Here is a 23717-nt window from a genome sequence, read left to right as displayed (position 1 = left end):
CGTACCGTGCGGCCCGGGACCTCAGCCGGTCGTCGCGCGAGCCGAGGCGGAGGCGGCCACCTTCTTGCAGCTCGCCTGCTTGGCCATGGCGTTCTTGACGTCGCCCTGTTCCAGGTTCTTCAGCGCGGTGTTGCCGCTCTGGCTGAGCTTGCCGAGGTCGGTGGCGATGCCCTGCAGGCCGTCGGCGAACTTCGCCTGGTCCTTGGTGTCCAGCGTGTCGACCTGCTTCTTCAGGTCGGCGTAGGAGGTGGAGAGCGTGTTGAGCGCCGTGACGGCGTCCTTCTGCTTCTTCGCGGCGTCGTCGACGCCGGGCGGCGCTCCGGCGGTCTGGACGGCCTGGGCGAGCGCCTTGTAGGCGTCGGACATGTCCTGGAAGGCCTGTGAGTCGGTTTTCTGAACGTTCGCCGGAGCGTTGTCGTCCGTGGCGGCCTGCTTGATCGCCTCGTTGGCCGCGTCGACCTTCGCGTCCTGCGCGGGCAGCGCGTCGCAGACCTTTTTGGCCCAGGCGTCGAGCTCCTTGTTGCCGTCGTCCCCACTGCATCCGGACAGCGCCAGTACCAGTACCGCACCGCCGGACAGTGCAACCGCGAGCTTCTTGTTCACCGGATCGGTCCCTTCCATGGCTCTCGGCCCCGGAACATACACGCCAACCGGGCGACAACCCCAGAATGAATGTCCGCAATATGTGCTATTGACGCCTTTTAAACCAAGAGAGAGAAGGCTCACGGGTAGGGCATGGTCACGACACAGCGGGCGGGCGACGCGTCAACGCGCGCCACCCGCCCGCCCTTTGAGCCGGGCGACCGTGGACCGCCCTACGAAACCACCGCCGGATCCACCGACTTGGACGAAGTGTCGGCGTTGTCTTCGTCACCCACGGCGATGCCTCGCCGCTTGGAGACGTACACCGCGCCGACGATCACGGCGAGCGCGAGCACCGCGATCACGATCCGTACGCCGACGCTCTTGTCGTCGCCGTAGCTGAACTTGATCACGGCGGGCGCGATGAGCAGCGCGACCAGGTTCATGACCTTCAGCAGCGGGTTGATCGCCGGGCCGGCCGTGTCCTTGAAGGGGTCGCCGACCGTGTCGCCGATGACCGTCGCAGCGTGGGCCTCGCTGCCCTTGCCGCCGTGGTGGCCGTCCTCGACGAGCTTCTTGGCGTTGTCCCACGCGCCGCCGGAGTTGGCGAGGAAGACGGCCATCAACGTGCCGGAGCCGATCGCGCCCGCCAGGAACGAGCCCAGGGCGCCGACCCCGAGCGTGAACCCGATGAAGATGGGTGCCAGCACGGCGAGCAGCCCTGGTGTGGCCAGCTCCCGCAGGGCGTCCCGGGTGCAGATGTCGACGACCTTGCCGTACTCCGGCGTCTCGCTGTAGTCCATGATCCCCGGGTGCTCGCGGAACTGCCGCCGCACCTCGTAGACCACGGCGCCGGCCGACCGGGAGACCGCGTTGATCGCCAGTCCCGAGAAGAGGAAGACGACCGCCGCGCCCGCGATGAGGCCCACGAGGTTGTTGGGCTGCGAGATGTCCATCATCAGGGTCATCGGCGCGCCCGGCCCCGACAGCTTCTCGCCGACGTCCTGCGCGCCGGTGGTGATCGCGTCCCGGTACGACCCGAAGAGCGCCGACGCCGCCAGGACGGCGGTGGCGATGGCGATGCCCTTGGTGATCGCCTTGGTGGTGTTGCCGACCGCGTCGAGATTGGTGAGCACCTGCGCGCCCGCGCCCTCGACGTCGCCGGACATCTCGGCGATGCCCTGCGCGTTGTCGGAGACCGGCCCGAAGGTGTCCATCGCGACGATCACCCCGACCGTGGTGAGCAGGCCGGTGCCGGCCAGGGCCACCGCGAACAGCGCCAGCATGATCGACGTACCGCCGAGCAGGAACGCCCCGTACACGCCGAGGCCGATCAGCAGGGCGGTGTAGACGGCCGACTCCAGGCCGACGGAGATGCCGGCCAGGACGACGGTGGCGGGGCCGGTCAGCGACGACTTGCCGATGTCGCGCACCGGGCGGCGGGTGGTCTCGGTGAAATAGCCGGTCAGCTGCTGGATGACGGCGGCCAGGAGGATGCCGATCGCCACCGCGACGAGGGCGAGGACGCGCGGGTCGCCGTTCTTGCCCTGGATCGCCGCGTCGGTGACGCCGTCGAGGTCCGCGTACTTCCCGGGGAGGTAGACGAAGACGGCCACGGCCACCAGCACCAGCGAGATCACCGCGGAGATGAAGAAGCCCCGGTTGATCGCGGACATGCCGCTGCGGTCGGTGCGGCGCGGGGCGACCGCGAAGATGCCGACCATGGCCGTGAGCACGCCGATCGCGGGCACGAGCAGCGGGAAGGCGAGCCCGGCGTCGCCGAAGGCCGCCTTGCCGAGGATCAGCGCGGCGACCAGCGTCACGGCGTACGACTCGAAGAGGTCGGCCGCCATGCCCGCGCAGTCGCCGACGTTGTCGCCCACGTTGTCCGCGATGGTCGCGGCATTGCGCGGATCGTCCTCCGGAATGCCCTGCTCGACCTTGCCGACCAGGTCGGCGCCGACGTCGGCGGCCTTGGTGAAGATGCCGCCGCCGACCCTCATGAACATGGCGATCAGGGCGGCGCCGAGACCGAATCCCTCGAGCACCTTCGGCGCGTCGGCCGCGTACACCAGCACCACGCAGGAGGCGCCCAGCAGACCGAGCCCCACCGTGAACATGCCGACGACGCCGCCCGTACGGAATGCGATCTTCATTGCCTTGTGCGATACAGCGGTGAGATCTTTTTCCGGTTCGCCTTCCGCCGGAGTCGCTTCCCGGGCCGCCGCGGCGACACGCACATTGCTGCGCACGGCGAGCCACATGCCGATATAGCCGGTGGCCGCCGAGAACCCGGCGCCGATCAAGAAGAACAGCGATCTTCCGGCGCGCTGACTCCAGTCGTCCGCGGGCAGCAGCAGGAGCAGGAAGAACACGGCGACGGCGAATACGCCGAGCGTGCGCAGCTGGCGGGCCAGATAGGCGTTGGCGCCTTCCTGGACCGCCGCCGCGATCTTCTTCATGCTGTCGGTGCCCTCGCCGGCCGCGAGCACCTGGCGCACCAGTACGCCCGCGACCACGAGCGCGGCCAGTGCCACGAGCCCGATGACCACCACGAGGAGTCGGTTGCCGTCGGTCAGCACTGCGGCTGCGAAGGTTGTGGGCTGGTCAAACCGATGAGGGGAAGAAAGCCCCGCCATTCGTCCTCCTTGACGCTTGGGCTGAGCTCAAGATGGTGGACGGATTGTAGGTACCGGAACCTGATCAAAACAGTGCGCGGTAAACGGTATTCGCCTTCACATGCGAAACCGTCACGGTAATGCCTTCAAGGCATTGGCATTCGTGAATTGATTCACGATATTCGCCGCAAGATTCACTTCACCGGAGATTCCAAGATTCACTTCACGGAACCACTGTAAGCGCGGTCACCGAGGTCCGCACATGCCGAAGGGCCCTACCAGGTAGGGCCCTTCGGATACCTCTGATGAATCTGATACGCCTGGTGCGTCCGATACGCCAGTGACGGCAGTCGCCGAGTGCGGCTCAGGACAGCGGAGTCGTCACCGGCGTGGTCGGCCAGGTCATGCGGATCAGCCCACCGTGCTCGCCGGCGGTGACCTCGACGTCGTCGACGAGGCCGCTGATGACCGCGAGGCCCATCTCGTCCTCCTCGGCCTCCACGTCGGCCTCCGTGCCGGAGCCGGGCACCCGGTCTCCGGGGGCGGAGCGCGGCGCCTCGTCGCCCACCTCGATGGAGAACTGCTTCTCATCCTCGATGAGCAGCACCTTCACCGGGGCGGTGATGCCACCGCTCTGGTGCAGTCCGACGGCGCGGGTGCAGGCCTCGCCGACGGCGAGCCTGACCTCGTCGAGAACGGCCTCGTCCACTCCGGACCTGCGCGCCACCGCTGCCGCCACCAGTCGGGCGGTCCTGACATGCTCGGGCAGCGCGCTGAAGCGGAGCTCAACGGTGGCCATGCGTCCCCCTCGGAACTACGGGCGTGCTGTCGAGGGGCCGGGCCACCGAAAGCCCGGTCCCCCGGTGTTCAACTGTGCCGTCCCGGGCCGCACGGACCCGGGACGGGTGGTCAGTCGGTGGCCGCAACCGCTTCGTCGACCGAGGTGTGGATCGGGAACACCTTGGTCAGACCGGTGATGCGGAAGATCTTCAGAATGCGCTCCTGGTTGCAGACCAGACGGAGCGAGCCCTCATGGGCACGCACCCGCTTCAGTCCGCCGACCAGCACGCCGAGCCCGGTGGAGTCGAGGAAGTCCACGCCCTCCATGTCGACGACGAGGTGGAAATTCCCGTCGTTCACCAGCTCGACCAGCTGCTCGCGCAGCTTGGGCGCGGTATATACGTCGATTTCGCCACCGACCTCGACGACCGTACGATCGCCGACGGTACGGGTCGACAGAGACAGGTCCACGGATCCTCCAGCACCTTGCTATCGAGCGGTCGCCCCTCGGAACACCTGGGCAGGAGCCCCCGGGACGGTTCGCCAGCCGCGATGGCATTCAATCACTTACCGGCAGGCGTGCACGACGCCTTGGCCCCATTGTCCGTCACGCCAGTGACACACTCGGTGCCGATGGCCAAGAATCACCGATCCGATCGACCCTCGTCTGAGGCCGCTCCCCGCCTGTCGCCGGGTGCGGTCCTGGACCGGCTCGCCCCGGGCCCGAGCCGGGCGTCGCGCATCACTCATACGGAGCACTTGCCCCCGCGCGAGGGTCGCCATGCCGTCTGGCCCGACCGGATTCGCCCGGAGGTCGTCGCGGCCGTGCAGGCCTACGGCATCGAGCACCCGTGGGCCCACCAGGCACTCGCCGCCGAACACGCCCTGGACGGCCATTCCGTGGTCGTCGCCACCGGCACGGCGTCCGGCAAGTCCCTGGCCTACCTCGTGCCGGTCCTCTCCGCCCTCCTGGACGGCTCCGAGGCCCCGAACGGACGCGGCGCCACCACCCTCTACCTGGCCCCCACCAAGGCCCTGGCGGCGGACCAGCGCCGCTCAGTGAAGGAACTTTCACAACCCCTGGGAAACGCCGTACGCCCAGCCGTGTACGACGGCGACACTCCGTTCGAAGAACGGGAGTGGGTCCGCCAGTACGCCAACTATGTGCTCACCAACCCGGACATGCTGCACCGCGGGATCCTCCCGTCCCACCCCCGCTGGTCCTCCTTCCTGAAGTCCCTGAAGTACGTCGTCATCGACGAATGCCACACCTACCGCGGCGTGTTCGGCTCCCACGTCGCCCAGGTGCTGCGCCGACTGCGCCGCCTGTGCGCCCGCTACGGCTCCTCCCCCGTCTTCCTGCTGGCCTCGGCGACGGCCGCCGAGCCCGCGGTGGCCGCCGGCCGCCTCACCGGCCTCCCCGTGGTCGAAGTCGCCGACGACGCCTCGCCCCGGGGTGAACTGGTGTTCGCCCTCTGGGAGCCCCCGCTCACCGAGATACAGGGCGAGAAGGGCGCCCCCGTCCGGCGTACCGCCATCGCCGAGACCGCCGACCTGCTGACCGACCTCGCCGTCCAGGGCGTGCGCACGGTCGCCTTCGTACGCTCCCGGCGCGGCGCCGAGCTGATCGCGGTGATCGCCCAGGAACGCCTCGCCGAGGTCGACCGCTCACTGGCCCGGCGTGTCGCGGCCTATCGCGGCGGCTACCTCCCCGAGGAGCGCCGCGCCTTGGAGCAGGCCCTGCACTCCGGCGAACTCCTCGGCCTCGCCGCGACCACCGCCCTGGAGCTCGGCATCGACGTCTCCGGCCTGGACGCCGTGCTGATCGCCGGCTACCCGGGCACCCGCGCCTCCCTGTGGCAGCAGGCCGGGCGCGCGGGCCGCTCCGGGCAGGGGGCGCTGGCGGTGCTGGTCGCCCGGGACGATCCGCTGGACACGTTCCTCGTCCACCACCCGGAGGCGCTGTTCGACCGGCCGGTGGAGTCGACCGTCCTCGACCCCGACAACCCCTACGTCCTCGCCCCGCACCTGTGCGCGGCGGCCGCCGAGCTCCCGCTGACCGAGGAGGACCTGGCGCTGTTCGGCCCCGAGACCGAGGGCCTGCTGCCGCAACTGGAGGCCGCGAAGCTGCTGCGCCGCCGGACGAAGGCCTGGCACTGGACGCGCCGGGAACGGGCCGCCGACCTCACCGACATCCGCGGCGAGGGCGGCCGGCCGGTGCAGATCGTCGAGAACGGCACGGGCCGGCTGCTCGGCACGGTCGACGAGAGCGCCGCCCACGCGAGCGTCCACGAGGGCGCGGTCCACCTCCACCAGGGCCGCACCTATCTCGTGCGCTCCCTGGACCTGGAGGACTCGGTCGCCCTGGTCGAGGAGGCCAGCCCGCCGTACTCGACGGTCGCCCGCGACACGACAGCCATCTCCGTCCTGGAGACGGACGTCGAAATCCCCTGGGGCGAGGGCCGGTTGTGCTACGGCTCGGTCGAAGTCACCAACCAGGTCGTCTCCTTCCTGCGTCGACGTGTCATCACCGGTGAAGTACTGGGCGAGTCGAAGCTCGACCTCCCTCCTCGTACGCTGCGCACGCGTGCCGTGTGGTGGACGGTCACCGAGGACCAGCTGGACGCCGCCCGGATCAACCCCGAGATCCTCGGCGGCGCCCTGCACGCCGCCGAGCACGCGTCGATCGGCATGCTGCCCCTCTTCGCGACCTGCGACCGCTGGGACATCGGCGGGGTCTCGATCCCCCTCCACCCCGACACGTTGCTCCCGACGGTCTTCGTGTACGACGGCCATCCCGGCGGCGCGGGATTCGCGGAGCGCGCCTTCCACACGGCCCACGCCTGGCTGACCGCCACCCTCCAGGCCATCGCCTCCTGCGAGTGCGACGCCGGCTGCCCGTCCTGCATCCAGTCCCCCAAGTGCGGCAACGGCAACGAACCGCTGCACAAGAGAGGCGCGGTACGGCTCCTCACGGAACTGCTGCGCGGGGCTCCCCAGGAGAAGGCGGAGGAGCCTCCGACGCGGGAGCAGGCGGGGACGGTGCAGGAGGAGCCGACCGAGGAGCAGGCGAACGGACAGGGGATGCGACGGGCGGTGGGACGGACGAAGGGACGGGCGGAGGCCCGGCCGGAGCGTCCGTCGGCTGATCGGCCGGAGGAGCGGGCGGCGCCTCAACCGGCGGATCGGCAGGAGGCGGCGGCACCGGCCACCCAGGACCCGCCCGCGCCCTGACCTCGGCGGCGAACGGCCCGCTTCCAGACGCCGCCGTCAGGTCCGAGACCTCCCCGACGACCGTGCACCGCACCACCCGCGCGCTCTGCGCCCGGGCCACCCGCTCCGCCCGGACACAGGCCTCCGCCTCGCCGTCCGCCCAGTGGTCCGCCGCAGCGAGCGCCGCCAGATCGGCACCCCCGGCGGCACGGTGCCGGGCCACCACGGCCTGCCCGAGCAGGAGCACGACGCCGAACACCACGCACAGCACACCGATCACCCCGAGACTCCAGACGGTGGCGGAGCCGCGATCCCCGCGCACTCCGGCGGAGAAGCGCCCCTCGTCACCGACGGCCGCGGAACGGCGATCGCCGCAGACGGCCGAGGGAAGGCGATCGCTGCGAACGGTCGAGGGAAAGTGACCGCTGCGAACGGTCGAGGAAAGGTGACCGCTGCGAACAGTCCAGGAGCGGCGATCCCGGCCGACGGTCGCGGGACCGGTACCGCTCCGGGTGACCGCGGAGCCGCGAGGGGAAGGGCGACCGCGGCCTCCGCCGAGACGACTCTTCATGACCCCGCTCCCACGTCCCGGGCAGCTCCCGCGCCCTCGACGGCCCTCTCAGCCCCCTCGGCCTCCTCAGCCCCCTCGGCCTCCTCGGGCTCCTCGGGCTCCTCGGGCTCCTGTGCCGTTCTCGCGGCTCCCGTGGCTCCCCCGCTCCCCACCGCTCCCGCAAGCTCCTCAGTCGCCGCCACGGCCTCCTCACGCACCTCGAACGGCAGCCCTCGCAGCACGGGTGGCTTCGCCACGACCACCACCCGGACCTGGTCGCCCTCCCGGCTGACCGTCACCTCCGCGTCGCTCGGCGCCGCCGCGCGGGCCACCTGGAGGACCGTGTCGGCCGGATCCTGGCGAGCCGCCGCGCGGGCGCCGCTCCTTGCCGCGTCCACGCACTGGATCTGGGCCGCCATGACGAGCAGCCACCACACCAGCGCCAACGCGAACCCGGCCAACACCGGCAACGTCATGGCCGCCTCCGCCGTCACGAACCCCCGGTCGCCTCGCCACCGGCCACGCACGCGCCCCCACTCACATGCGCGCACTGAGCGCCCGCTTCACGATGTCCTGCAACTCCGCGCTCACGGTCTCGCTCGTCACCACCTGGTAGAGGATCACCGCGAACGCCACCGCCGCCACGATCCCCATCGCGTACTCCGAGGTCACCATCCCCGCGTCCCTGCGCGCCGCACGCACCTTGCACACGTGGGCACGCAACCGCGCCCGTACCGCCTTGCCCATCTCAACCCCCGTGAGGTTCGTTCCTGTTGGTGTGTTGTCTTGATCTCTCGGCCCGGCCGGTCTCTCGGCCCGGCCGGTCTCTCGGTCAGCCTCATCGCACGCTCACGGCACACCCCCTCCCAGCGCCCCGCCCGCGAGCCCGATCACGAGGGGCACCACCCCGACCGTGATGAAGGCGGGCAGGAAGCACAGCCCCACCGGCGCGGTGACCAGCACGGCCGCCCGGCGGGCCCGAGCCGTCGCGGCGCGCGTCCAGTCGGCGCGGGCGTCCGCGGCGAGCCGGGCGACCGGCACCGCCGTCGGCAGCCCGGAGACGCCGGCCCGCTCCAGCAGCCGGGCCAGGGCGGCCGCACCGGGCGCCGAGGCCAACCCACGCCAGGCGGTGGCCGGTTCGCCGCCCAGCCGCACCTCGGCGGCACCCCGTGCGAGACCTTCCCCGACCGGGCCGCCCAGGGCTTCGCCCACGGCCTGCGCGGCGATCACCGGACCGGCGCCCGCCGCGATGCACGCGGCCAGCAGGTCGGCGGCGAGCGGGAGTTGCCGGGCGGCGAGCCGGGCATCGGCCTCGCTCACGGAGCCCGCCTCCGGTCGCCGACGACGCCACCGCCACAGCCCCACCGCGCCGATCAGCCCCAGAACGAGACCGGCGACGCCACCGACCACCGCCCACCCGGCACCGGCCACCGCCGCCTCGGGCAGCCACAGCCGAACGACCTCCCGCACCCCCTCGCGCGAAACGTCCGGAGCCGTCTCCAGGGGCGCCGGAGCCGTCTCCTGGGGCAGCACCTCGCCCAGGCGCTGCCGGGTCCGGCGTTCGCACCGCACGCTCTCCAGCCACCGCGCCAGCCATCCGAGAGCCAGCGCGATCCCCACGGCCACCCCCAGCCTGTGGACAACTTCCGCGCTCATGTCGCCTCCGCGTTCCGTACGATCCGCAGCGCCCACCACATCCCCACGGCCTCCAGGGCGCCGCCGACGAGGAGACAGCCCAGCCCGGGTCCGGTGTGCAGCAGGACGTGCAGGGGGTCGGCGCCGAGCGCCGCGCCCAGGAGGAGGCCCAGGATCGGCAGGCCGGCGAGCATGACGGCCGTGGAACGAGGTCCGGCCAACTGGGCGCGCAGGTCGGCACGTTGGTCGCGCTCCGCACGCAGCGCCCCTTCGAGGCGGTCGAGTCCGGACGCGAGGCCCGCGCCCTGGTCCACGGCCACCCGCCAGCACGCCGCGAGTCCCAGCAGTCCGTCGGCTCCCGGTTGCCGTGCCGCGGCCGCGAGCGCCCTGGGCACGTCCCCGCCGAACCGGGCCGCCGCCAGCACCGTCGCCTGTGCCGGGCCCAGCCCGCCGGAGTCCTGCGCGGCCCGCTGCAACGCCTCGCCGGGCTGCCGTCCCGCACGCACCTCCCCGGCGAGCGCCCCGCACAGTGCGATCACCGCGTCCGCTCGCCCCTCCCGCGCCCGCCGTGCCCGACCGGCCCGCCGCACCCGGCGCAGCAGAGGTACGACGGCCGCCCCCGCGACGACCGGGAGCACCGAGGCGCCCAGCACCGCCAGGGCCAGTCCGACGACCGGCGCCCACCACTCGGGCCGCCAGCGTCCCCGGAGCCGCCGCAGCTCACCGGCCAGCTCGGGCCACGACGGAGGCCCGCTGCCGACCGCCCCGCCTCCGGCGAGCAGCAACTGCGCCCGCCGGGCGCCGGAGTACGGCCCACCCATCAGGCCGACAGCCACCCCGAGGCACGCCACAGCCGCTCCCGCCGTCACCTCACCCATCATGTTCATCGCTCCCCTGCGCCCTCTCGAATCGGCTCTCCTGGCCTGCTTGGCGTGCTTGACGTGCTCGGCTTTCTTCTCGACCTCCGTCTTCGCTTTCTTCTCGGCCTCCTTGGCTCCGCAGCAGCTCCCGCAGCCGCTCCCAGCCCCGCTCGTGGGCGAACGCGTCCGCCTGCCACCGCAGCGCCGGCACGGTTCGCACCAGCCCGGACGGGTCCCGCTCCAGCACGTGCACCTCGGCGATCCGCCGCCGCCCGGCCGGGTCGCGGACCAGGTGCAGAACCACCGACAGCGCGGCCGCCAACTGGCTGTGCAGCGCGGCCCGGTCGAGCCCGGCGGCCGTGCCGAGGGCCTCCAGCCGGGCGGGGACGTCCGCGGCCGCGTTGGCGTGGACCGTCCCGCAGCCGCCCTCGTGACCTGTGTTGAGGGCTGCCAGCAGGTGGACGACCTCCGGGCCGCGGACCTCACCCACGACGAGCCGGTCCGGCCGCATCCGCAGGGCCTGCCGCACCAGGTCCTCGAGGGTGACGAGCCCGGCCCCCTCCTGGTTGGCGGGCCTGGACTCCAGACGGACGACGTGCGGGTGATCCGGCCTCAGCTCCGCCGAGTCCTCCGCGAGCACGATCCGCTCCCCCGGCCCGACCAGCCCCAGCAGCGCACTCAGCAGCGTCGTCTTGCCGCTGCCGGTGCCGCCGCTGACCAGGAAGGACAGCCGCGCCCTCAGCAGAGCCCGCAGCACCCGGTCCCCGCCCGGCGGCACCGTGCCCGCGGCCACCAGTTCGTCGAGCGTGAAAGCCCGCGGCCGTACGACACGCAGGGACAGGCAGGTGCAGCCGACGGCGACCGGGGGCAGCACCGCGTGCAGCCGTGTCCCGTCGGGCAGCCGGGCGTCCGCCCAGGGTCGGGCGTCGTCCAGCCGACGTCCGGCCACCGCGGCCAGGCGCTGCGCGAGGCGTCGTACGGCTGCCGCGTCCGGGAAGGAGACGGCGGTCAGCTCCAGGCCGCCGCCCCGGTCGACCCAGACCCGGTCGGGGGCCGACACCAGCACGTCGGTCACCGACGGGTCGGCCAGCAGTGGCTCCAGGGGCCCGCTGCCGACCAGTTCGGACCGCAGGTGCTCCGCCGCGCCGAGGACCTCCGCGTCTCCGAGGACGCGTCCTTGCTCCCGCAGTGCCTGCGCCACGCGCGCGGGCGTCGGTTCGGCCCCGCTCTCGGCCAGCCACTGGCGTACGCCGTCGAGCAGCGTCCCGGTGCCTCGCGACCGGGCCGGCCCGGTCGGCGTGCTCATGAGCCGCCCGCCTCGGTCAGGGCCCGCTCCCAGAACTCCTTGCAGAAGCGGGCGAGAGGCCCGCGCGCCGCCGCACCCGGCGGCGCCTTGCCGCCGTCCGGTCGCAGCAGCCCGGATTCCACGGGCACCTCACCGGCCAGGGGAAGGCTGAGCAGCCGGGCCACCCCGCGGTCGTCGAGGCCGGGCGCGTACGGGCCGCGCACCGCCACCCGCAGATCGCGCAGCATCATGCCGACCGAGGAGGCCACCCGTGCGGCCGCCGCGACGCCCCGCAGCTCGGCGGGGACCACAAGGAGCCCGACGTCGAGCTGGGCGAGGACCTCGGCGACCCCGTCGTCGATCCGGCGGGGCAGGTCGACGACGACCGTGCCGCCCCGGCGCCGGGCCGCCGCGAGCACCGCGCGGACGGCCTGTGGCGGGATCGCGACGCAGTCGCCGCGGTCCCAGCTGAGCACCCGCAGCGAGTGCAGGCTGGGCAGCGACTCCTCCAGGGCTCCGCCGCCGACCCGTCCGCGCGAGGCGGCGAACGCGGGCCAGCGCAGGCCCTCGGCGGTCTCTCCGCCGAGGAGGACGTCGAGTCCGCCGCCCAGCGGATCGGCGTCCACCAGAAGGGTCCGCAGCCCTTCCCGCGCGGAGGTGACGGCGAGGGCGCACGCGAGCGTGGACGCTCCGGCGCCGCCGCGTCCGCCGATGACGCCGACGGTGAGCGCGGGTCGGCCGATGCCTTCGGCGACGTCGGCGATGCGGTCGACCAGCCACTGCTCGCCGTCGGGCAGCATCAGGACGTGGTCGGCGCCGATCTCCACAGCGCGCCGCCATACCCCGGAGTCATCCTGGTCGCGGCCGACGAGGACCACTCCGCGTCGGCGGGCGGCCCCGCGCACCCGGCGGGCGGCGTCGTCGCCGACCAGGACGAGCGGCGCGGACTCCCAGCCCCGGCGCTCCGGCGCCGAGTGGTGTACCTCGGGTGTCGCGCCCGCCGCGGCGCACAGGCGCAGCAGGTCGTCGAGGAGCTCCGCGTCCTCCGTGACGATCAACGGCTTGCCCTGTCGCCCTCCGGCGGTGGGCGGCGGGTCGTGTGTGACGGCTCCGGCCATGATTTCCATCCCCCTTTGCTGCGGGGCAGGCAATCCCTGCGGCCCCGCGATTCCCGGACATGCGGAGAACCGGCGTCCGGTCTCCTTGAAACGGCCGACAGAAACCGGCCGTACGCGCACCGCAGAACGGAACCGGGCGTGAAGTCGGCCCGAGCGGACGCGTTGGAATCACGGTGCAACGAACCCGGAAATCGTGTGGATCTTGGTGGAAAACTGTGGACGAGTGGACGAATGTGAATATCGCCGTCACCCAAACCGGTGACGGCTGCACTGCCCCCTGACCGTCCCCCGACTTCCCCTGACTTCCCCTGACTGTCCCCTGACTTCCCCCTGGTCGTCCCGTGTCGCGACTTCCACAGAGCCGTGCGATGACTACCCACAGTGACGGGCGGTGGGCATGCAAAAGAGGCGGCCGCAGCCGCCTCGATGCGGCACCACGGCCGCGCACAGAAGGGGAAAAACACACCCGGACATGCGACGACCCCCGCCGGGGGGGAGAGCGGGGGTCGTCTCCACGGCCGACTCGGGGGGGGAGGAGCCGGACCGGGTTAGCACGGTCGCGAACGATCCGTGACTTCCATGGTGTACCCGAGAGGCCTCTCAGGCAAACCCACGCGCCCACCTTACGCCGAATGGGCTGCCCCTATGCTCAGGGTTGTGGAAAACCACTCCTTGCCCCGCACAGCGGCCTTCTTTGACCTGGACAAGACGGTCATTGCGAAGTCGAGCACGCTCACCTTCAGCAAGTCCTTCTACCAAGGCGGGCTGATCAACCGCAGGGCGGCCTTGCGTACCGCATATGCCCAGTTCGTCTTCCTCGTGGGCGGTATGGACCACGACCAGATGGAACGGACCCGCGAGTACCTGTCCGGGCTCGTGCGCGGCTGGAACGTCCAGCAGGTGAAGGAGATCGTTGCCGAGACCCTGCACGACCTGATCGACCCGCTCATCTACGACGAGGCGGCCTCCCTCATCGAGGAGCACCACGCCGCCGGCCGCGACGTCGTCATCGTGTCCACGTCGGGCGCCGAGGTGGTCGAGCCGATCGGCGAGCTGCTGGGCGCGGACCGCGTGGTCGCGACGCGCATGGTCGTGGGCGAGGACGGCTGTTTCACCGGCGAGGTGGAGTACTACGCGTACGGCCCGACGAAGGCGGAGGCGGTCAAGGAGCTGGCCGAGTCCGAGGGGTACGACCTCTCGCGCTGCTACGCCTACAGCGACTCGGCGACGGATCTGCCGATGCTGCGGGCGGTGGGCCATCCGCACGCCGTGAACCCGGACCGGGCCCTGCGGCGCGAGGCCGTCGCGCGCGGGTGGCCGATTCTCGACTTCCATCGGCCGGTGCGCCTCAAGCAGCGGATCCCCAGATTCTCCGTACCGCCCCGCCCGGCGCTCGTCGCGGCCGCGGCCATAGGAGCCGCGGCGGCCACCGCGGGCCTCGTCTGGTACGCCAGTCGTCGCCGGTCGGCGACCGTTTAGCTCCTGTTTGAGAGTAAAAGTAAAGAAGTGCAGCCTGGACTTCCGCTTACCCAGGTCCTGGAGTACAAAGGACTCATCGGCCCGCGAGACCAAGGACATCCGAGAGGATCACCTTAATAACGCATTTGGCCCCACGGACCGCGCATGAACATCGAGCACCCACGCGACGTCGACCCGTCGATTACGGGCCAGCCGCACCAGGTGACGGGCGAAGTTCCCGACCTGATGGGCAATATTTCGAGGACGCTTGGTAACCCGGTGAACATGCCAGCGGCGGTACGAGGACTCGTACCGCCGCAACCCTTTGTCCGGCCCCCGCGCGGGGGCCTTTTTTCGTACCCCGAACCCCTGTATCCCGTACGCCGCACCCCACAACCCGCACCCCACAACCCGCTCCACGCGCGCGTGGACCGTTACGCCGCCCCGCGCTGCAGCGCCTCGCACACCGCCGTCGACTCGCGGGCGCCCAACTCGACCGCCCTGCCGCAGTGGGCGATCCAGGCCGCCATGCCCTCCGGAGTGCCGGAGACATAGCCGTCCAGGGCCGCCAGGTAGGCCGCCCGGCCCAGCTCGGCGTGACCCACCTCGGCGGGGCAGACCGACTTGGGGTCGAGACCGCTGCCGATCAGGACGATGCGCTCGGCGGCGCGGGCGACCAGACCGTTGCGGGAGGTGAAGGGACGCAGGGCGAGGAGTTCGCCGTGCACGACGGCGGCCGTCACCAGGGCGGGCGCGGAGCCGCCCGCGATGATCAGCTCGGACAGCCCCTCCAGCCGGCCGGCCACCTCGGCGGCGCCGGGCAGCGGAAGCTCGATCAGCGGCTCGTCGACCGCCTCACCGGCCTGCCGTGGCCGCCCGACCTCGTCGCCGTTGCTCGCCCCGGCCACCAGGTGCAGTCGCGCCAGCACCCGCAGCGGCGACTGCCGCCAGATCGACAGCAACTGGCCCGCCTCGGCGGTCAGCCGCAGGGCGGCCCCCATGACGCGCGCCTCGTCGTCGACGCTGAAGTCGCTGCGGCGACGCACCTCCTCCAGGGCCCAGTCCGCGCCGGACAGCGCCGCCGAGCCACGCGCGCCACGCAGGGCGGCCTCGGAGGTGAGCTCGGTGCTGCGGCGCCGCATGACCCGGTGTCCGTAGACCCGGTCCACGGCCTTGCGCATGGACTCCACGGATTCGGCCACGCCGGGCAGCGAGCCCAGGGCCGCGAGCGGATCGGCGGACGCGCCTGTCGTACTCATGAGTACGACCCTACGCAACAGGCGACCGCACCCCACGAAGGAGTGGTCTTCTTCACGCCCACCTGCCACATACAGTTATTACACGACTACCCTTGGTGAACATGAAAATTGCTTTCGTCGGGAAGGGCGGCAGCGGCAAGACCACCCTGTCCTCCCTGTTCATCCGCCACCTCGCCGCCGTCGGCGCACCCGTGATCGCGGTCGACGCGGACATCAACCAGCATCTGGGGCCCGCCCTCGGCCTGGACGAGAACGAGGCCGCCGAACTCCCCGCGATGGGCGAGCGGCTGCCGTTGATCAAGGACTACCTGCGCGGCTCCAACCCCCGCATCGCCTCCGCCGCCACGATGATCAAGACGACCCCGCCCGGCGAGGGCTCCCGGCTGCTGCGCGTGCGCGAGAACAACCCGGTGTACGACGCCTGCGCCCGGCCGGTGGAACTCGACGGCGACGCCGTCCGTTTGATGGTCACGGGCTCCTTCACGGACGCCGACCTGGGGGTCGCCTGCTACCACTCCAAGACGGGAGCGGTGGAGCTGTGTCTCAATCACCTGGTGGACGGCTGTGACGAGTACGTCGTGGTCGACATGACGGCGGGCTCGGACTCCTTCGCCTCCGGCATGTTCACCCGCTTCGACATGACGTTCCTCGTCGCCGAGCCGACCCGGAAGGGGGTCTCCGTCCATCGCCAGTACAAGGAGTACGCCCGCGACTTCGGCGTCGAGCTGAGGGTCGTCGGCAACAAGGTGCAGAGCCAGGACGACGTCGACTTCCTCCGCGCCGAAGTCGGCGACGACCTGCTCGTGACGGTCGGGCACTCCGACTGGGTACGCGCCATGGAGAAGGGCCGGCCGCCCCGGTTCGATCTCCTGGAGGACGCCAACCGCCACGCCCTGCGCCTGCTGCAGACGACCGTCGACACGGCGTACGAGCGGCGCGACTGGGAGCGTTACACCCGCCAGATGGTGCACTTCCACCTGAAGAACGCCCAGTCCTGGGGCGACGAGCGCACCGGGGTCGACCTGGCGGCGCAGGTCGACCCCGGATTCGTGCTCGGCGAGAGCGAAAGCGCCGCAGCCGCCGTTTGACGGCTGTGCGGCTGTGCGGCTGTGCGGCTGTGCGGCTGTGCGGCTGTGCGGCTGTGTGACGTCTACCGCCGAGCCGCCGGCGCCCCGGGCACGCCCTTCGGGGCCGGGGCCGGGCGGCCCGACAGGAAGGACGCCCAGCCGCGCTCGGGTGTCTCGCCGACCCCCAGCGTGCGCAGCTTGGCCAGCGTCTTCGGGTCCTGGGCGTCCAGCCAGTCGGCCAGCTGCCGGAAGGACACGCAGCGCACGTCGGACTTGTTGCAGACGTTCTCGACGACCTCGTCGACGGCGTGCATGTACGTGCCGCCGTTCCAGGACTCGAAGTGGTTGCCGATGATCAGCGGCGCGCGGTTGCCGTCGTAGGCGCGGTCGAAGCCCTTGAGCAGGCCGTCCCGCATCTGGTCACCCCAGTACGCGTACTTGTCGGGGTCGCCCTGGGTGGCGGTGCCGGACTGGTTGACCATGAAGTTGTAGTCCATGGTCAACTGCTCGTAGGTGTGGCCGGGGAAGGGCACGAGCTGCATCGACAGGTCCCACAGGCCGCGCTTCTTGTCGGGCCAGAGCTGGTCGTTGACGCCGCTGGTGTCGTAGCGGAAGCCCAGCTCCCGGGCGGCCTTCATGAAGTTCTTCTGGCCCTCCAGGCAGGGCGTGCGAGCGCCGATGAGCTCCTTGTCGTAGTCGAAGGGCAGCGGGGCCGCGTTCTTCCTGCCCGTGTTGGTCTTCCAGGTCTTCACGAACTGCTTGGCCTGGTCGATCTCGTCCTTCCACTCCTCGACCGACCACTCGCCGACGCCGCCGTTCTTCCCGCAGAAGTGGCCGTTGAAGTGGGTGCCGATCTCGTTGCCCTCCAGCCACGCCAGGCGCAGCTGCTTCACGGTGTCGGCGATGCCCTGCTCGTCGTTGAAGCCGATGTCGGAGCGGCCCGGCGAGTGCTGCGGCGGCTTGTACAGGTCGGCCTTCTCCTCGGGCAGCATGTACACGCCGCTGAGGAAGTACGTCATCGTCGCGTGGTTGGCCTTGGAGACCTTGCGGAAGTGGGAGAACAGCCGCTGGCTGTCCTCGCCGGCGCCGTCCCAGGAGAAGACCACGAACTGCGGGGGCTTCTGGCCCGGCTTGAGCCGCTCGGGTCTGGGCAGGTGCGGCTGTGCTCCGGTGTACGCGGTGGAGCCGTCGCCGATCAGACGGACCACGTTCTTGGGCGCCGGGGCCGGCTTCACCTTCTGCGGACCCGACGCCCCCTCCGAACCATGGGAACCATCGGTTCCCGTCGCGCAGCCGGCGAGCGATGCGGCGACTGCCGCGGCGATCACTGCACCGGCGGCGATCCTCTGGGTGGCGGCCATCTTCCGCCCACCTTCTTCCTTCTCTCAGGCCAACGCCGACGACGGCGCTCTCTGGTGGTGTGCCGGGACGAGCCGACAGCGCCGTCAAGGTCGCATGGGGGCCGGGAAGGAATTAATACGACAAGCCGACAAAAAGACCGCTTCACACTTGAGGGCGACCTGCTACCCCATTTGCCACAAAAGTCTATGCTTGACCTTTACTCTGCATTACGATCCGTTTACCGAGCGTTGATTTCATCCCGCCGCTGCACGCCGTGACCCACGGCCGCGACCGCCCCCGCCATCGACGGGGACCACCTGTTCCGCGACCGCGCTGCCCCGGAGGAGACGGGAACCATGTCAGCCTGCCTACCCCCTCGTGCTTCCACCTCGACGCGCACCCAGCGCATCCACCGACCCCACTGCCCCCCACCGGCCCCGCACCGCCGTTTCCGGCTCGCGGGCGCCGACGTGTCCGCCTCGATCGCGGTCTTCCTGATCGCCCTCCCCCTGTCCCTCGGCATCGCCCTGGCCACCGGCGCCCCCCTCCAGGCCGGGCTCGTCGCCGCCGCCGTGGGCGGGCTCGTCACCGGCTGGATCAGCGGATCGCCGCTCCAGGTCAGCGGCCCCGCCGCCGGCCTGACGGTCGTCACCGCCGACCTCATCCACCGCTACGGCTGGCGGACGACGTGCGCCATCACGGTCCTCGCCGGCCTCGCCCAACTCGGCCTCGGCTGCCTGCGCGTGGCGCGCACCGCGCTCGCCGTCAGCCCCGCCATCGTGCACGGCATGCTTGCCGGCATCGGCGTCACCATCGCCGTCGCCCAACTGCACATCGTCCTCGGCGGCAACCCGCAGAGCTCTGTCCTGGACAACCTCTGTGCCCTTCCCGCCCAGTTGGCCGGGCTGCAGCCCGCCGCCGTGGCCGTGAGCGCGCTGACGCTGACCCTGCTGCTGCTCTGGCCCCGCATCCCCGGCCGGGTCGGCCGCCTGCTGGCCAGAATGCCCGCCGCGCTCGTCGCCGTCGCCGGAGCCACGACCGCCGCCGCGCTCGCCGGACTCACCGTCCCCAAGGTCGACCTGCCGTCCTGGAGCAGCCACGCCCTGGCCGGGCTGCCCGAGGGTCCGGTGTCCGGCCTCGCCGCCGCCGTCCTCACCGTCACGCTGGTGTGCAGCGTGCAGTCGCTGCTCGGCGCGGTCGCCGTGGACAAGCTGATCGCCTCCCGGCCCGACCTGATCGCCTCCCGCTCCGGCCGCTCCTCGCGCGTCGGCCGCTCCGACCTGGACCGCGAGCTGCTCGGACAGGGTGCCGCCAACGTCGTCTCCGGCGCGCTCGGCGGGCTGCCCGTGGCGGGCGTGGCCGTACGCAGTTCGGCGAATGTCCGAGCCGGCGCCGTGAGCCGGAACTCCACGATGCTGCACGGCGTTCTCGTAGTAGTCGCCGCACTGCTGATGGTCCCGATCCTGGAGCTCATCCCGCTCGCCTCGCTCGCCGCCCTGGTGATGGCCGTCGGCATCCAGATGGTGTCCCTGCACCACATTCGTACGGTGACCCGCCACCGAGAGGTGCTGGTGTACGCCGTCACCACCCTCGGCGTGGTGTTCCTCGGCGTCCTGGAGGGCGTGACGCTGGGAATCGCCATGGCCGTCGCCGTCGCCCTGCACCGCCTCACCCGCACCCGTATCACCCACGACGAACAGGAAGGAGTCCATCACGTACACGTACGAGGCCAGTTGACGTTCCTCGCGGTGCCGCGGCTCAGCCGCGCCCTGCATCTCGTGCCCCAAGGCACCCATGTAGTGGTCGAGTTGGACGGCTCCTTCATGGACCACGCGGCGTACGAGTCCCTGCAGGACTGGCAGAAGACGCACACCGCGCAAGGCGGCTCCGCCGAGCTGACCGGCCGCCGCTCCGCCGCCGGGGCGGGATCCGGGACTGAGGCTGGATCCGAGGCTGGAGCTGAGGCCGAGACCCGGGCCGGCGAGCCAACCGCCGCCCAGGCTCCCGACTCCGCTCCCATGACGGGGACACCCGTCGCCGACTGCCGCTGCCGCCCCTGGACACCGTGGCGCAACCACCAGTGCGAAGGTCCACGATCCACACCACCGCCGCCGGGCGGCCTCTCCGACGATCACTTGAGCGGACGATCGTCCGGGGAAGCCTTCGGGGGGATCGGTGGGGAAGGCCGCAGGGAAGCCGGTGGACCTTCCGGCGAACTCCCGGCCGGACTCGCTGGGTTCACCGGGGGTGACCGGTCTGCGGGGGCCACCGGGTCCATGGGGGCTGCGAGGTCTGCGGAGGCTGCGGGGTCCGTGAGGATCGCAGGGTCTGCAGGGGCCGCGGAGGCCGCCGGAGCCACGGAGGCTGCGCGGTCCGCCGGAGCCACGGAGGTCGCGGGGTCCGCGGGGTCCGCCGGACCCACGGAGGCCGGCCGGTTCGCAGAAGCCAGCGGTCATACGGGGGCCACGCGGTCCGGGGTCGCCGGAACTACGGAGTCTGCGGGGCTCACCGGATCCGCCGGGTCCGCCGGATCCGAGTCCCTGGGCACCTCGCCCCCCTCCGGTTCCTCAGTCTCCGCCGATTCCTGCAGCCGCTCTGGCCCTTCCCCCTCCCCCAGCCGCTCTGGTCCCTCCGCCTCCTCTGGTCCCTCCGCCTCCTCTGACCCCTCTAATCCATCCGTCCGTTCCGATCCATCCAGCCCTTCTCTCTCCGGCTCCTCCGGCCAATCCATCCCAGTCGACTCCCCCGCCCTGTCCAACTCTCTTGCCCTGTCCGACTCCCCCGTCCCGTCCACGCCCTGTGAGTCCGCCAAGCCCACCGGACCCCACGGCTCCACCGGACCCCACGCCCCTTCCGGACCCCACGGACCTTCCGAGCCCACCGAACCCCACGGCCCCTCAGCACCCACCAAGCCCACCAAGCCCACCGAACCGACCGAGCCCTCCCGCTCCCCATACGCCTCCGAGACCAGCGGTCGCCAACTGGTGCGTGGGATCAGTGCGTTCCAGCGGAACACCGCGCCGCTGGTCAGGGGTGAGTTGGCGCGGCTGGCGCGGGAGGGACAGCGGCCGACGCAGCTCTTTCTCACCTGCGCCGACTCACGGCTGGTCACCTCGATGATCACCTCCAGTGGTCCCGGCGACCTGTTCGTGGTGCGCAACGTGGGGAACCTGGTGCCGCCGCCCGGCGAGGAGAGCGGCGACGACTCGGTGGCGGCGGCGATCGAGTACGCGGTGGACGTGCTGAACGTACGGTCCATCACGGTGTGCGGGCACTCCGGGTGCGGGGCCATGCAGGCGCTGCTCAAGTCCGAACCGGGGGATGCCCGGACACCGTTGAAGCGGTGGCTGCGCCACGGGCTGCCGAGCCTGGAGCGGATGGGCGACGCCGGCCGCCCCTGGGCCCGGCTGGCCGGGCGGGCGGCCGCGGACGCGGCCGAGCAGCTCTGTCTGACCAATGTGGTCCAGCAGTTGGACCATCTACGCGCTCACGAGCCGGTGGCCCGAGCCCTGAAGGCCGGAGTGCTGGAGCTGCACGGGCTGTACTTCCACGTGGGAGAGGCGCAGACGTACCTGCTCACCGAGGAGAGCGGGGACGACCTGTTCGACCACGTAGGACTGGCGGACCTGACGGCGTGACGTGCCACTCACCCCACCTCACCCCGCCTCCCACCTCCCACCTCCCACCTCCCACCTCCCACCTCCCACCTCCCACCTCCCACCTCCCACCTCCCACCAGCAAAGGAGTGTGAAAGGCGTTACACCGGCTGAACTCCGTTCGGCCCGTGTCCGTGTCCGTGGGTACGGATGACTTCGATCACCGAACCCGAGAGGTCTAAACCAATATCAGGTCGGCTCTTGTCATCGGCCCCCTGGGTCTGATGAGCTGTGGCCTGGGACACAACGGACACGGACACCCTTCGAGAGGGAGATGTCGTGAGCAACGAAAGCCTGGCCAACCTGCTCAAAGAAGAGCGCAGGTTCGCGCCGCCCGTCGACCTGGCTGCCAACGCCAACGTCACGGCGGAGGCGTACGAACAGGCCAAGGCTGACAGGCTCGGCTTCTGGGCGGAGCAGGCCCGTCGGCTGGCCTGGGCCAAGGAGCCGACGGAGACGCTGGACTGGTCGAACCCGCCGTTCGCCAAGTGGTTCAAGGACGGCGAGCTCAACGTCGCGTACAACTGCGTCGACCGCCATGTGGAGGCCGGACACGGCGACCGGGTCGCCATCCACTTCGAGGGCGAGCCCGGCGACAGCCGTGCGATCACCTACGCCGAGCTCAAGGACGAGGTGTCGAAGGCGGCCAACGCCCTGCTGGAGCTGGGGGTTCAGAAGGGCGACCGGGTCGCCGTCTACATGCCGATGATCCCGGAGACGGCGGTCGCGATGCTGGCCTGCGCCCGGATCGGCGCGGCGCACTCCGTCGTCTTCGGCGGCTTCTCCGCGGACGCGCTGGCGACCCGCATCCAGGACGCCGACGCGCGGGTCGTCATCACCTCCGACGGCGGCTACCGGCGCGGCAAGCCGTCCGCGCTGAAGCCGGCCGTCGACGACGCGGTCGACCGCGTGGACAACGTCGAGCACGTCCTCGTCGTCCGCCGCACCGGCCAGGACGTCGCATGGAAGGACGGCCGGGACGTGTGGTGGCACGAGATCGTCGAGCGGCAGTCGGCGGAGCACACCCCGGAGGCGTTCGAGGCCGAGCACCCGCTGTTCATCCTCTACACGTCCGGCACGACGGGGAAGCCGAAGGGCATCCTGCACACCTCCGGCGGCTACCTCACCCAGGCCGCGTACACCCACCACGCGGTCTTCGACCTCAAGCCGGAGTCGGACGTGTACTGGTGCACCGCCGACGTCGGCTGGGTCACCGGGCACTCCTACATCGTCTACGGCCCGCTGGCCAACGGCGCGACCCAGGTCATGTACGAGGGCACCCCGGACACCCCGCACCAGGGCCGCTTCTGGGAGATCGTGCAGAAGTACGGGGTGACGATCCTGTACACGGCGCCGACCGCCATCCGTACGTTCATGAAGTGGGGCGACGACATCCCCGCGAAGTTCGACCTCTCCTCCCTGCGCGTCCTCGGCTCGGTCGGCGAGCCCATCAACCCCGAGGCGTGGATCTGGTACCGCAAGCACATCGGCGCCGACCGGACCCCCATCGTCGACACCTGGTGGCAGACCGAGACCGGCGCGATGATGATCTCCCCGCTGCCCGGCGTCACCCACACCAAGCCCGGCTCCGCCCAGACGCCGCTGCCCGGCATCTCCGCGACCGTCGTCGACGACGAGGCCAACGAGGTGCCCAACGGAGGCGGCGGGTACCTGGTGCTCACCGAGCCGTGGCCGTCCATGCTGCGCACCATCTGGGGCGACGACCAGCGCTTCCTCGACACCTACTGGTCCCGCTTCGAGGGCAAGTACTTCGCCGGCGACGGCGCGAAGAAGGACGACGACGGCGACATCTGGCTGCTGGGCCGCGTCGACGACGTCATGCTCGTCTCCGGCCACAACATCTCCACCACCGAGGTCGAGTCGGCGCTCGTCTCCCACCCCTCGGTGGCCGAGGCGGCCGTGGTCGGCGCGGCGGACGAGACGACCGGACAGGCCATCGTCGCCTTCGTCATCCTGCGCGGCACGGCGAACGCCGAGGACGAGGGCCTCGTCGCCGAACTGCGCAACCACGTCGGCACCACCCTCGGCCCGATCGCCAAGCCCAAGCGCGTCCTGCCGGTCGCCGAACTGCCGAAGACCCGCTCCGGCAAGATCATGCGCAGGCTGCTGCGTGACGTGGCGGAGAACCGCCAGCTCGGCGACGTCACGACCCTGACCGACTCCACTGTCATGGACCTCATCCAGGCGAAGCTCCCGGCGGCGCCGAGCGAGGACTGAGCAGCGCATACGTCCCCGAGGGGCGCCCGGCGGGACGCGCCGGACGCCCCTTTTGCG

16 protein-coding genes and 2 pseudogenes are annotated in these 23717 nt (G+C 71.3%); 5 read left to right on the top strand and 13 right to left on the bottom strand.

Annotated elements, in window-relative coordinates:
• Positions 1–21: 21 nt before the first annotated feature.
• From OG562_RS23555 to bldG, 4 genes are all read right to left on the bottom strand, one after another.
• A complete protein-coding gene (locus tag OG562_RS23555; RefSeq protein ID WP_266400924.1) occupies positions 22–621 on the bottom strand; it encodes a small secreted protein in 600 nt (199 codons plus the stop codon).
• 194 nt (positions 622–815) lie between these two features.
• The gene (locus OG562_RS23550; protein ID WP_266400922.1) at positions 816–3221 is read right to left on the bottom strand and encodes a sodium-translocating pyrophosphatase; all 2406 of its coding nucleotides are present in this window, start codon (positions 3219–3221) and stop codon (positions 816–818) included.
• Between the two features lie 343 nt (positions 3222–3564).
• Complete coding sequence (locus OG562_RS23545; protein WP_266400921.1) at positions 3565–3999, bottom strand: ATP-binding protein; 435 nt, start codon at positions 3997–3999, stop codon at positions 3565–3567.
• Between the two features lie 110 nt (positions 4000–4109).
• Positions 4110–4451 (bottom strand): anti-sigma factor antagonist BldG, encoded by a 342-nt coding sequence (gene bldG / locus OG562_RS23540; protein WP_009189842.1) that lies wholly within the window; start codon positions 4449–4451, stop codon positions 4110–4112.
• 81 nt (positions 4452–4532) lie between these two features.
• Here bldG and OG562_RS23535 point away from each other — a divergent pair, with 81 nt between their 5' ends.
• On the top strand, positions 4533–7214 hold the full coding sequence (locus tag OG562_RS23535; protein WP_266400920.1) for a DEAD/DEAH box helicase: 2682 nt from the start codon (positions 4533–4535) through the stop codon (positions 7212–7214).
• Here the strand turns inward: OG562_RS23535 and OG562_RS23530 are convergent.
• The 7 genes and pseudogenes from OG562_RS23530 to ssd form a co-directional block, all read right to left on the bottom strand.
• A pseudogene (locus tag OG562_RS23530) lies at positions 7195–7515 on the bottom strand (Rv3654c family TadE-like protein); the annotation flags it as partial. The gene OG562_RS23535 and the pseudogene OG562_RS23530 overlap by 20 nt on opposite strands.
• A 413-nt stretch (positions 7516–7928) precedes the next feature.
• Positions 7929–8270, bottom strand: a pseudogene (locus OG562_RS23525) (TadE family type IV pilus minor pilin); the annotation flags it as partial.
• A 10-nt stretch (positions 8271–8280) separates the two neighbouring features.
• Positions 8281–8490, bottom strand: a complete 210-nt coding sequence (locus OG562_RS23520) for a DUF4244 domain-containing protein (RefSeq protein ID WP_266400919.1) — start codon at positions 8488–8490, stop codon at positions 8281–8283.
• A 102-nt stretch (positions 8491–8592) separates the two neighbouring features.
• Positions 8593–9399 carry a type II secretion system F family protein gene (locus tag OG562_RS23515; protein ID WP_266400918.1) on the bottom strand — a complete coding sequence of 269 codons (807 nt, stop codon included), beginning with the start codon at positions 9397–9399 and terminating at the stop codon, positions 8593–8595.
• Positions 9396–10259: a type II secretion system F family protein gene (locus OG562_RS23510; RefSeq protein ID WP_266409480.1), complete on the bottom strand. Its 864-nt coding sequence runs from the start codon at positions 10257–10259 to the stop codon at positions 9396–9398. Before OG562_RS23510 ends, OG562_RS23515 begins: the two co-directional genes overlap by 4 nt.
• Positions 10249–11544 carry a TadA family conjugal transfer-associated ATPase gene (locus tag OG562_RS23505; protein ID WP_266400917.1) on the bottom strand — a complete coding sequence of 432 codons (1296 nt, stop codon included), beginning with the start codon at positions 11542–11544 and terminating at the stop codon, positions 10249–10251. The genes OG562_RS23510 and OG562_RS23505 overlap by 11 nt, the downstream gene beginning before the upstream one ends.
• Positions 11541–12641 carry a septum site-determining protein Ssd gene (gene ssd, locus OG562_RS23500; protein WP_266400914.1) on the bottom strand — a complete coding sequence of 367 codons (1101 nt, stop codon included), beginning with the start codon at positions 12639–12641 and terminating at the stop codon, positions 11541–11543. The genes OG562_RS23505 and ssd overlap by 4 nt, the downstream gene beginning before the upstream one ends.
• A gap of 645 nt (positions 12642–13286) precedes the next feature.
• On the opposite strand from ssd, the gene OG562_RS23495 reads away from it, so the two are divergent.
• A complete protein-coding gene (locus OG562_RS23495) occupies positions 13287–14120 on the top strand; it encodes an HAD family phosphatase (protein WP_266400912.1) in 834 nt (277 codons plus the stop codon).
• 413 nt (positions 14121–14533) lie between these two features.
• On the opposite strand, the gene OG562_RS23490 is transcribed toward OG562_RS23495, so the two are convergent.
• On the bottom strand, positions 14534–15358 hold the full coding sequence (locus OG562_RS23490) for an oxidoreductase (RefSeq protein WP_266400911.1): 825 nt from the start codon (positions 15356–15358) through the stop codon (positions 14534–14536).
• A 101-nt stretch (positions 15359–15459) separates the two neighbouring features.
• Here OG562_RS23490 and OG562_RS23485 point away from each other — a divergent pair, with 101 nt between their 5' ends.
• Entirely contained in the window at positions 15460–16446 is a 987-nt protein-coding gene (locus OG562_RS23485; RefSeq protein ID WP_266400909.1) for an ATP-binding protein, read from the top strand.
• Positions 16447–16508: 62 nt separating this feature from the next.
• Here the strand turns inward: OG562_RS23485 and OG562_RS23480 are convergent, their stop codons facing one another.
• Positions 16509–17786: a hypothetical protein gene (locus OG562_RS23480; protein WP_266400908.1), complete on the bottom strand. Its 1278-nt coding sequence runs from the start codon at positions 17784–17786 to the stop codon at positions 16509–16511.
• Between the two features lie 336 nt (positions 17787–18122).
• Here OG562_RS23480 and OG562_RS23475 point away from each other — a divergent pair, with 336 nt between their 5' ends.
• Positions 18123–21404 carry a SulP family inorganic anion transporter gene (locus OG562_RS23475; RefSeq protein ID WP_266400906.1) on the top strand — a complete coding sequence of 1094 codons (3282 nt, stop codon included), beginning with the start codon at positions 18123–18125 and terminating at the stop codon, positions 21402–21404.
• A 297-nt stretch (positions 21405–21701) separates the two neighbouring features.
• Positions 21702–23660: an acetate--CoA ligase gene (gene acs, locus OG562_RS23470; protein WP_266400904.1), complete on the top strand. Its 1959-nt coding sequence runs from the start codon at positions 21702–21704 to the stop codon at positions 23658–23660.
• Positions 23661–23717: the final 57 nt, after the last annotated feature.

Source organism: Streptomyces sp. NBC_01275 (assembly GCF_026340655.1).
Taxonomy (GTDB): domain Bacteria; phylum Actinomycetota; class Actinomycetes; order Streptomycetales; family Streptomycetaceae; genus Streptomyces.
The sequence above is the reverse complement of the archived record's forward strand: the minus strand, read 5'-3'. Positions and strand labels throughout refer to the sequence as shown.

Excerpts from the sequence above, each read along its gene's own strand:
- OG562_RS23550 (WP_266400922.1), bottom strand. The coding sequence starts at position 3,221 with ATGGCGGGGCTTTCTTCCCCTCATCGGTTTGACCAGCCCACAACCTTC.
- OG562_RS23515 (WP_266400918.1), bottom strand. The coding sequence starts at position 9,399 with ATGAGCGCGGAAGTTGTCCACAGGCTGGGGGTGGCCGTGGGGATCGCG.
- OG562_RS23510 (WP_266409480.1), bottom strand. The coding sequence starts at position 10,259 with ATGATGGGTGAGGTGACGGCGGGAGCGGCTGTGGCGTGCCTCGGGGTG.
- OG562_RS23545 (WP_266400921.1), bottom strand. The coding sequence starts at position 3,999 with ATGGCCACCGTTGAGCTCCGCTTCAGCGCGCTGCCCGAGCATGTCAGG.
- OG562_RS23535 (WP_266400920.1), top strand. The coding sequence starts at position 4,533 with ATGGCATTCAATCACTTACCGGCAGGCGTGCACGACGCCTTGGCCCCA.
- OG562_RS23475 (WP_266400906.1), top strand. The coding sequence starts at position 18,123 with ATGTCAGCCTGCCTACCCCCTCGTGCTTCCACCTCGACGCGCACCCAG.
- OG562_RS23480 (WP_266400908.1), bottom strand. The coding sequence starts at position 17,786 with ATGGCCGCCACCCAGAGGATCGCCGCCGGTGCAGTGATCGCCGCGGCA.
- OG562_RS23555 (WP_266400924.1), bottom strand. The coding sequence starts at position 621 with ATGGAAGGGACCGATCCGGTGAACAAGAAGCTCGCGGTTGCACTGTCC.
- OG562_RS23505 (WP_266400917.1), bottom strand. The coding sequence starts at position 11,544 with ATGAGCACGCCGACCGGGCCGGCCCGGTCGCGAGGCACCGGGACGCTG.
- OG562_RS23490 (WP_266400911.1), bottom strand. The coding sequence starts at position 15,358 with ATGAGTACGACAGGCGCGTCCGCCGATCCGCTCGCGGCCCTGGGCTCG.
- OG562_RS23520 (WP_266400919.1), bottom strand. The coding sequence starts at position 8,490 with ATGGGCAAGGCGGTACGGGCGCGGTTGCGTGCCCACGTGTGCAAGGTG.
- OG562_RS23495 (WP_266400912.1), top strand. The coding sequence starts at position 13,287 with ATGCTCAGGGTTGTGGAAAACCACTCCTTGCCCCGCACAGCGGCCTTC.
- OG562_RS23485 (WP_266400909.1), top strand. The coding sequence starts at position 15,460 with ATGAAAATTGCTTTCGTCGGGAAGGGCGGCAGCGGCAAGACCACCCTG.
- ssd (WP_266400914.1), bottom strand. The coding sequence starts at position 12,641 with ATGGCCGGAGCCGTCACACACGACCCGCCGCCCACCGCCGGAGGGCGA.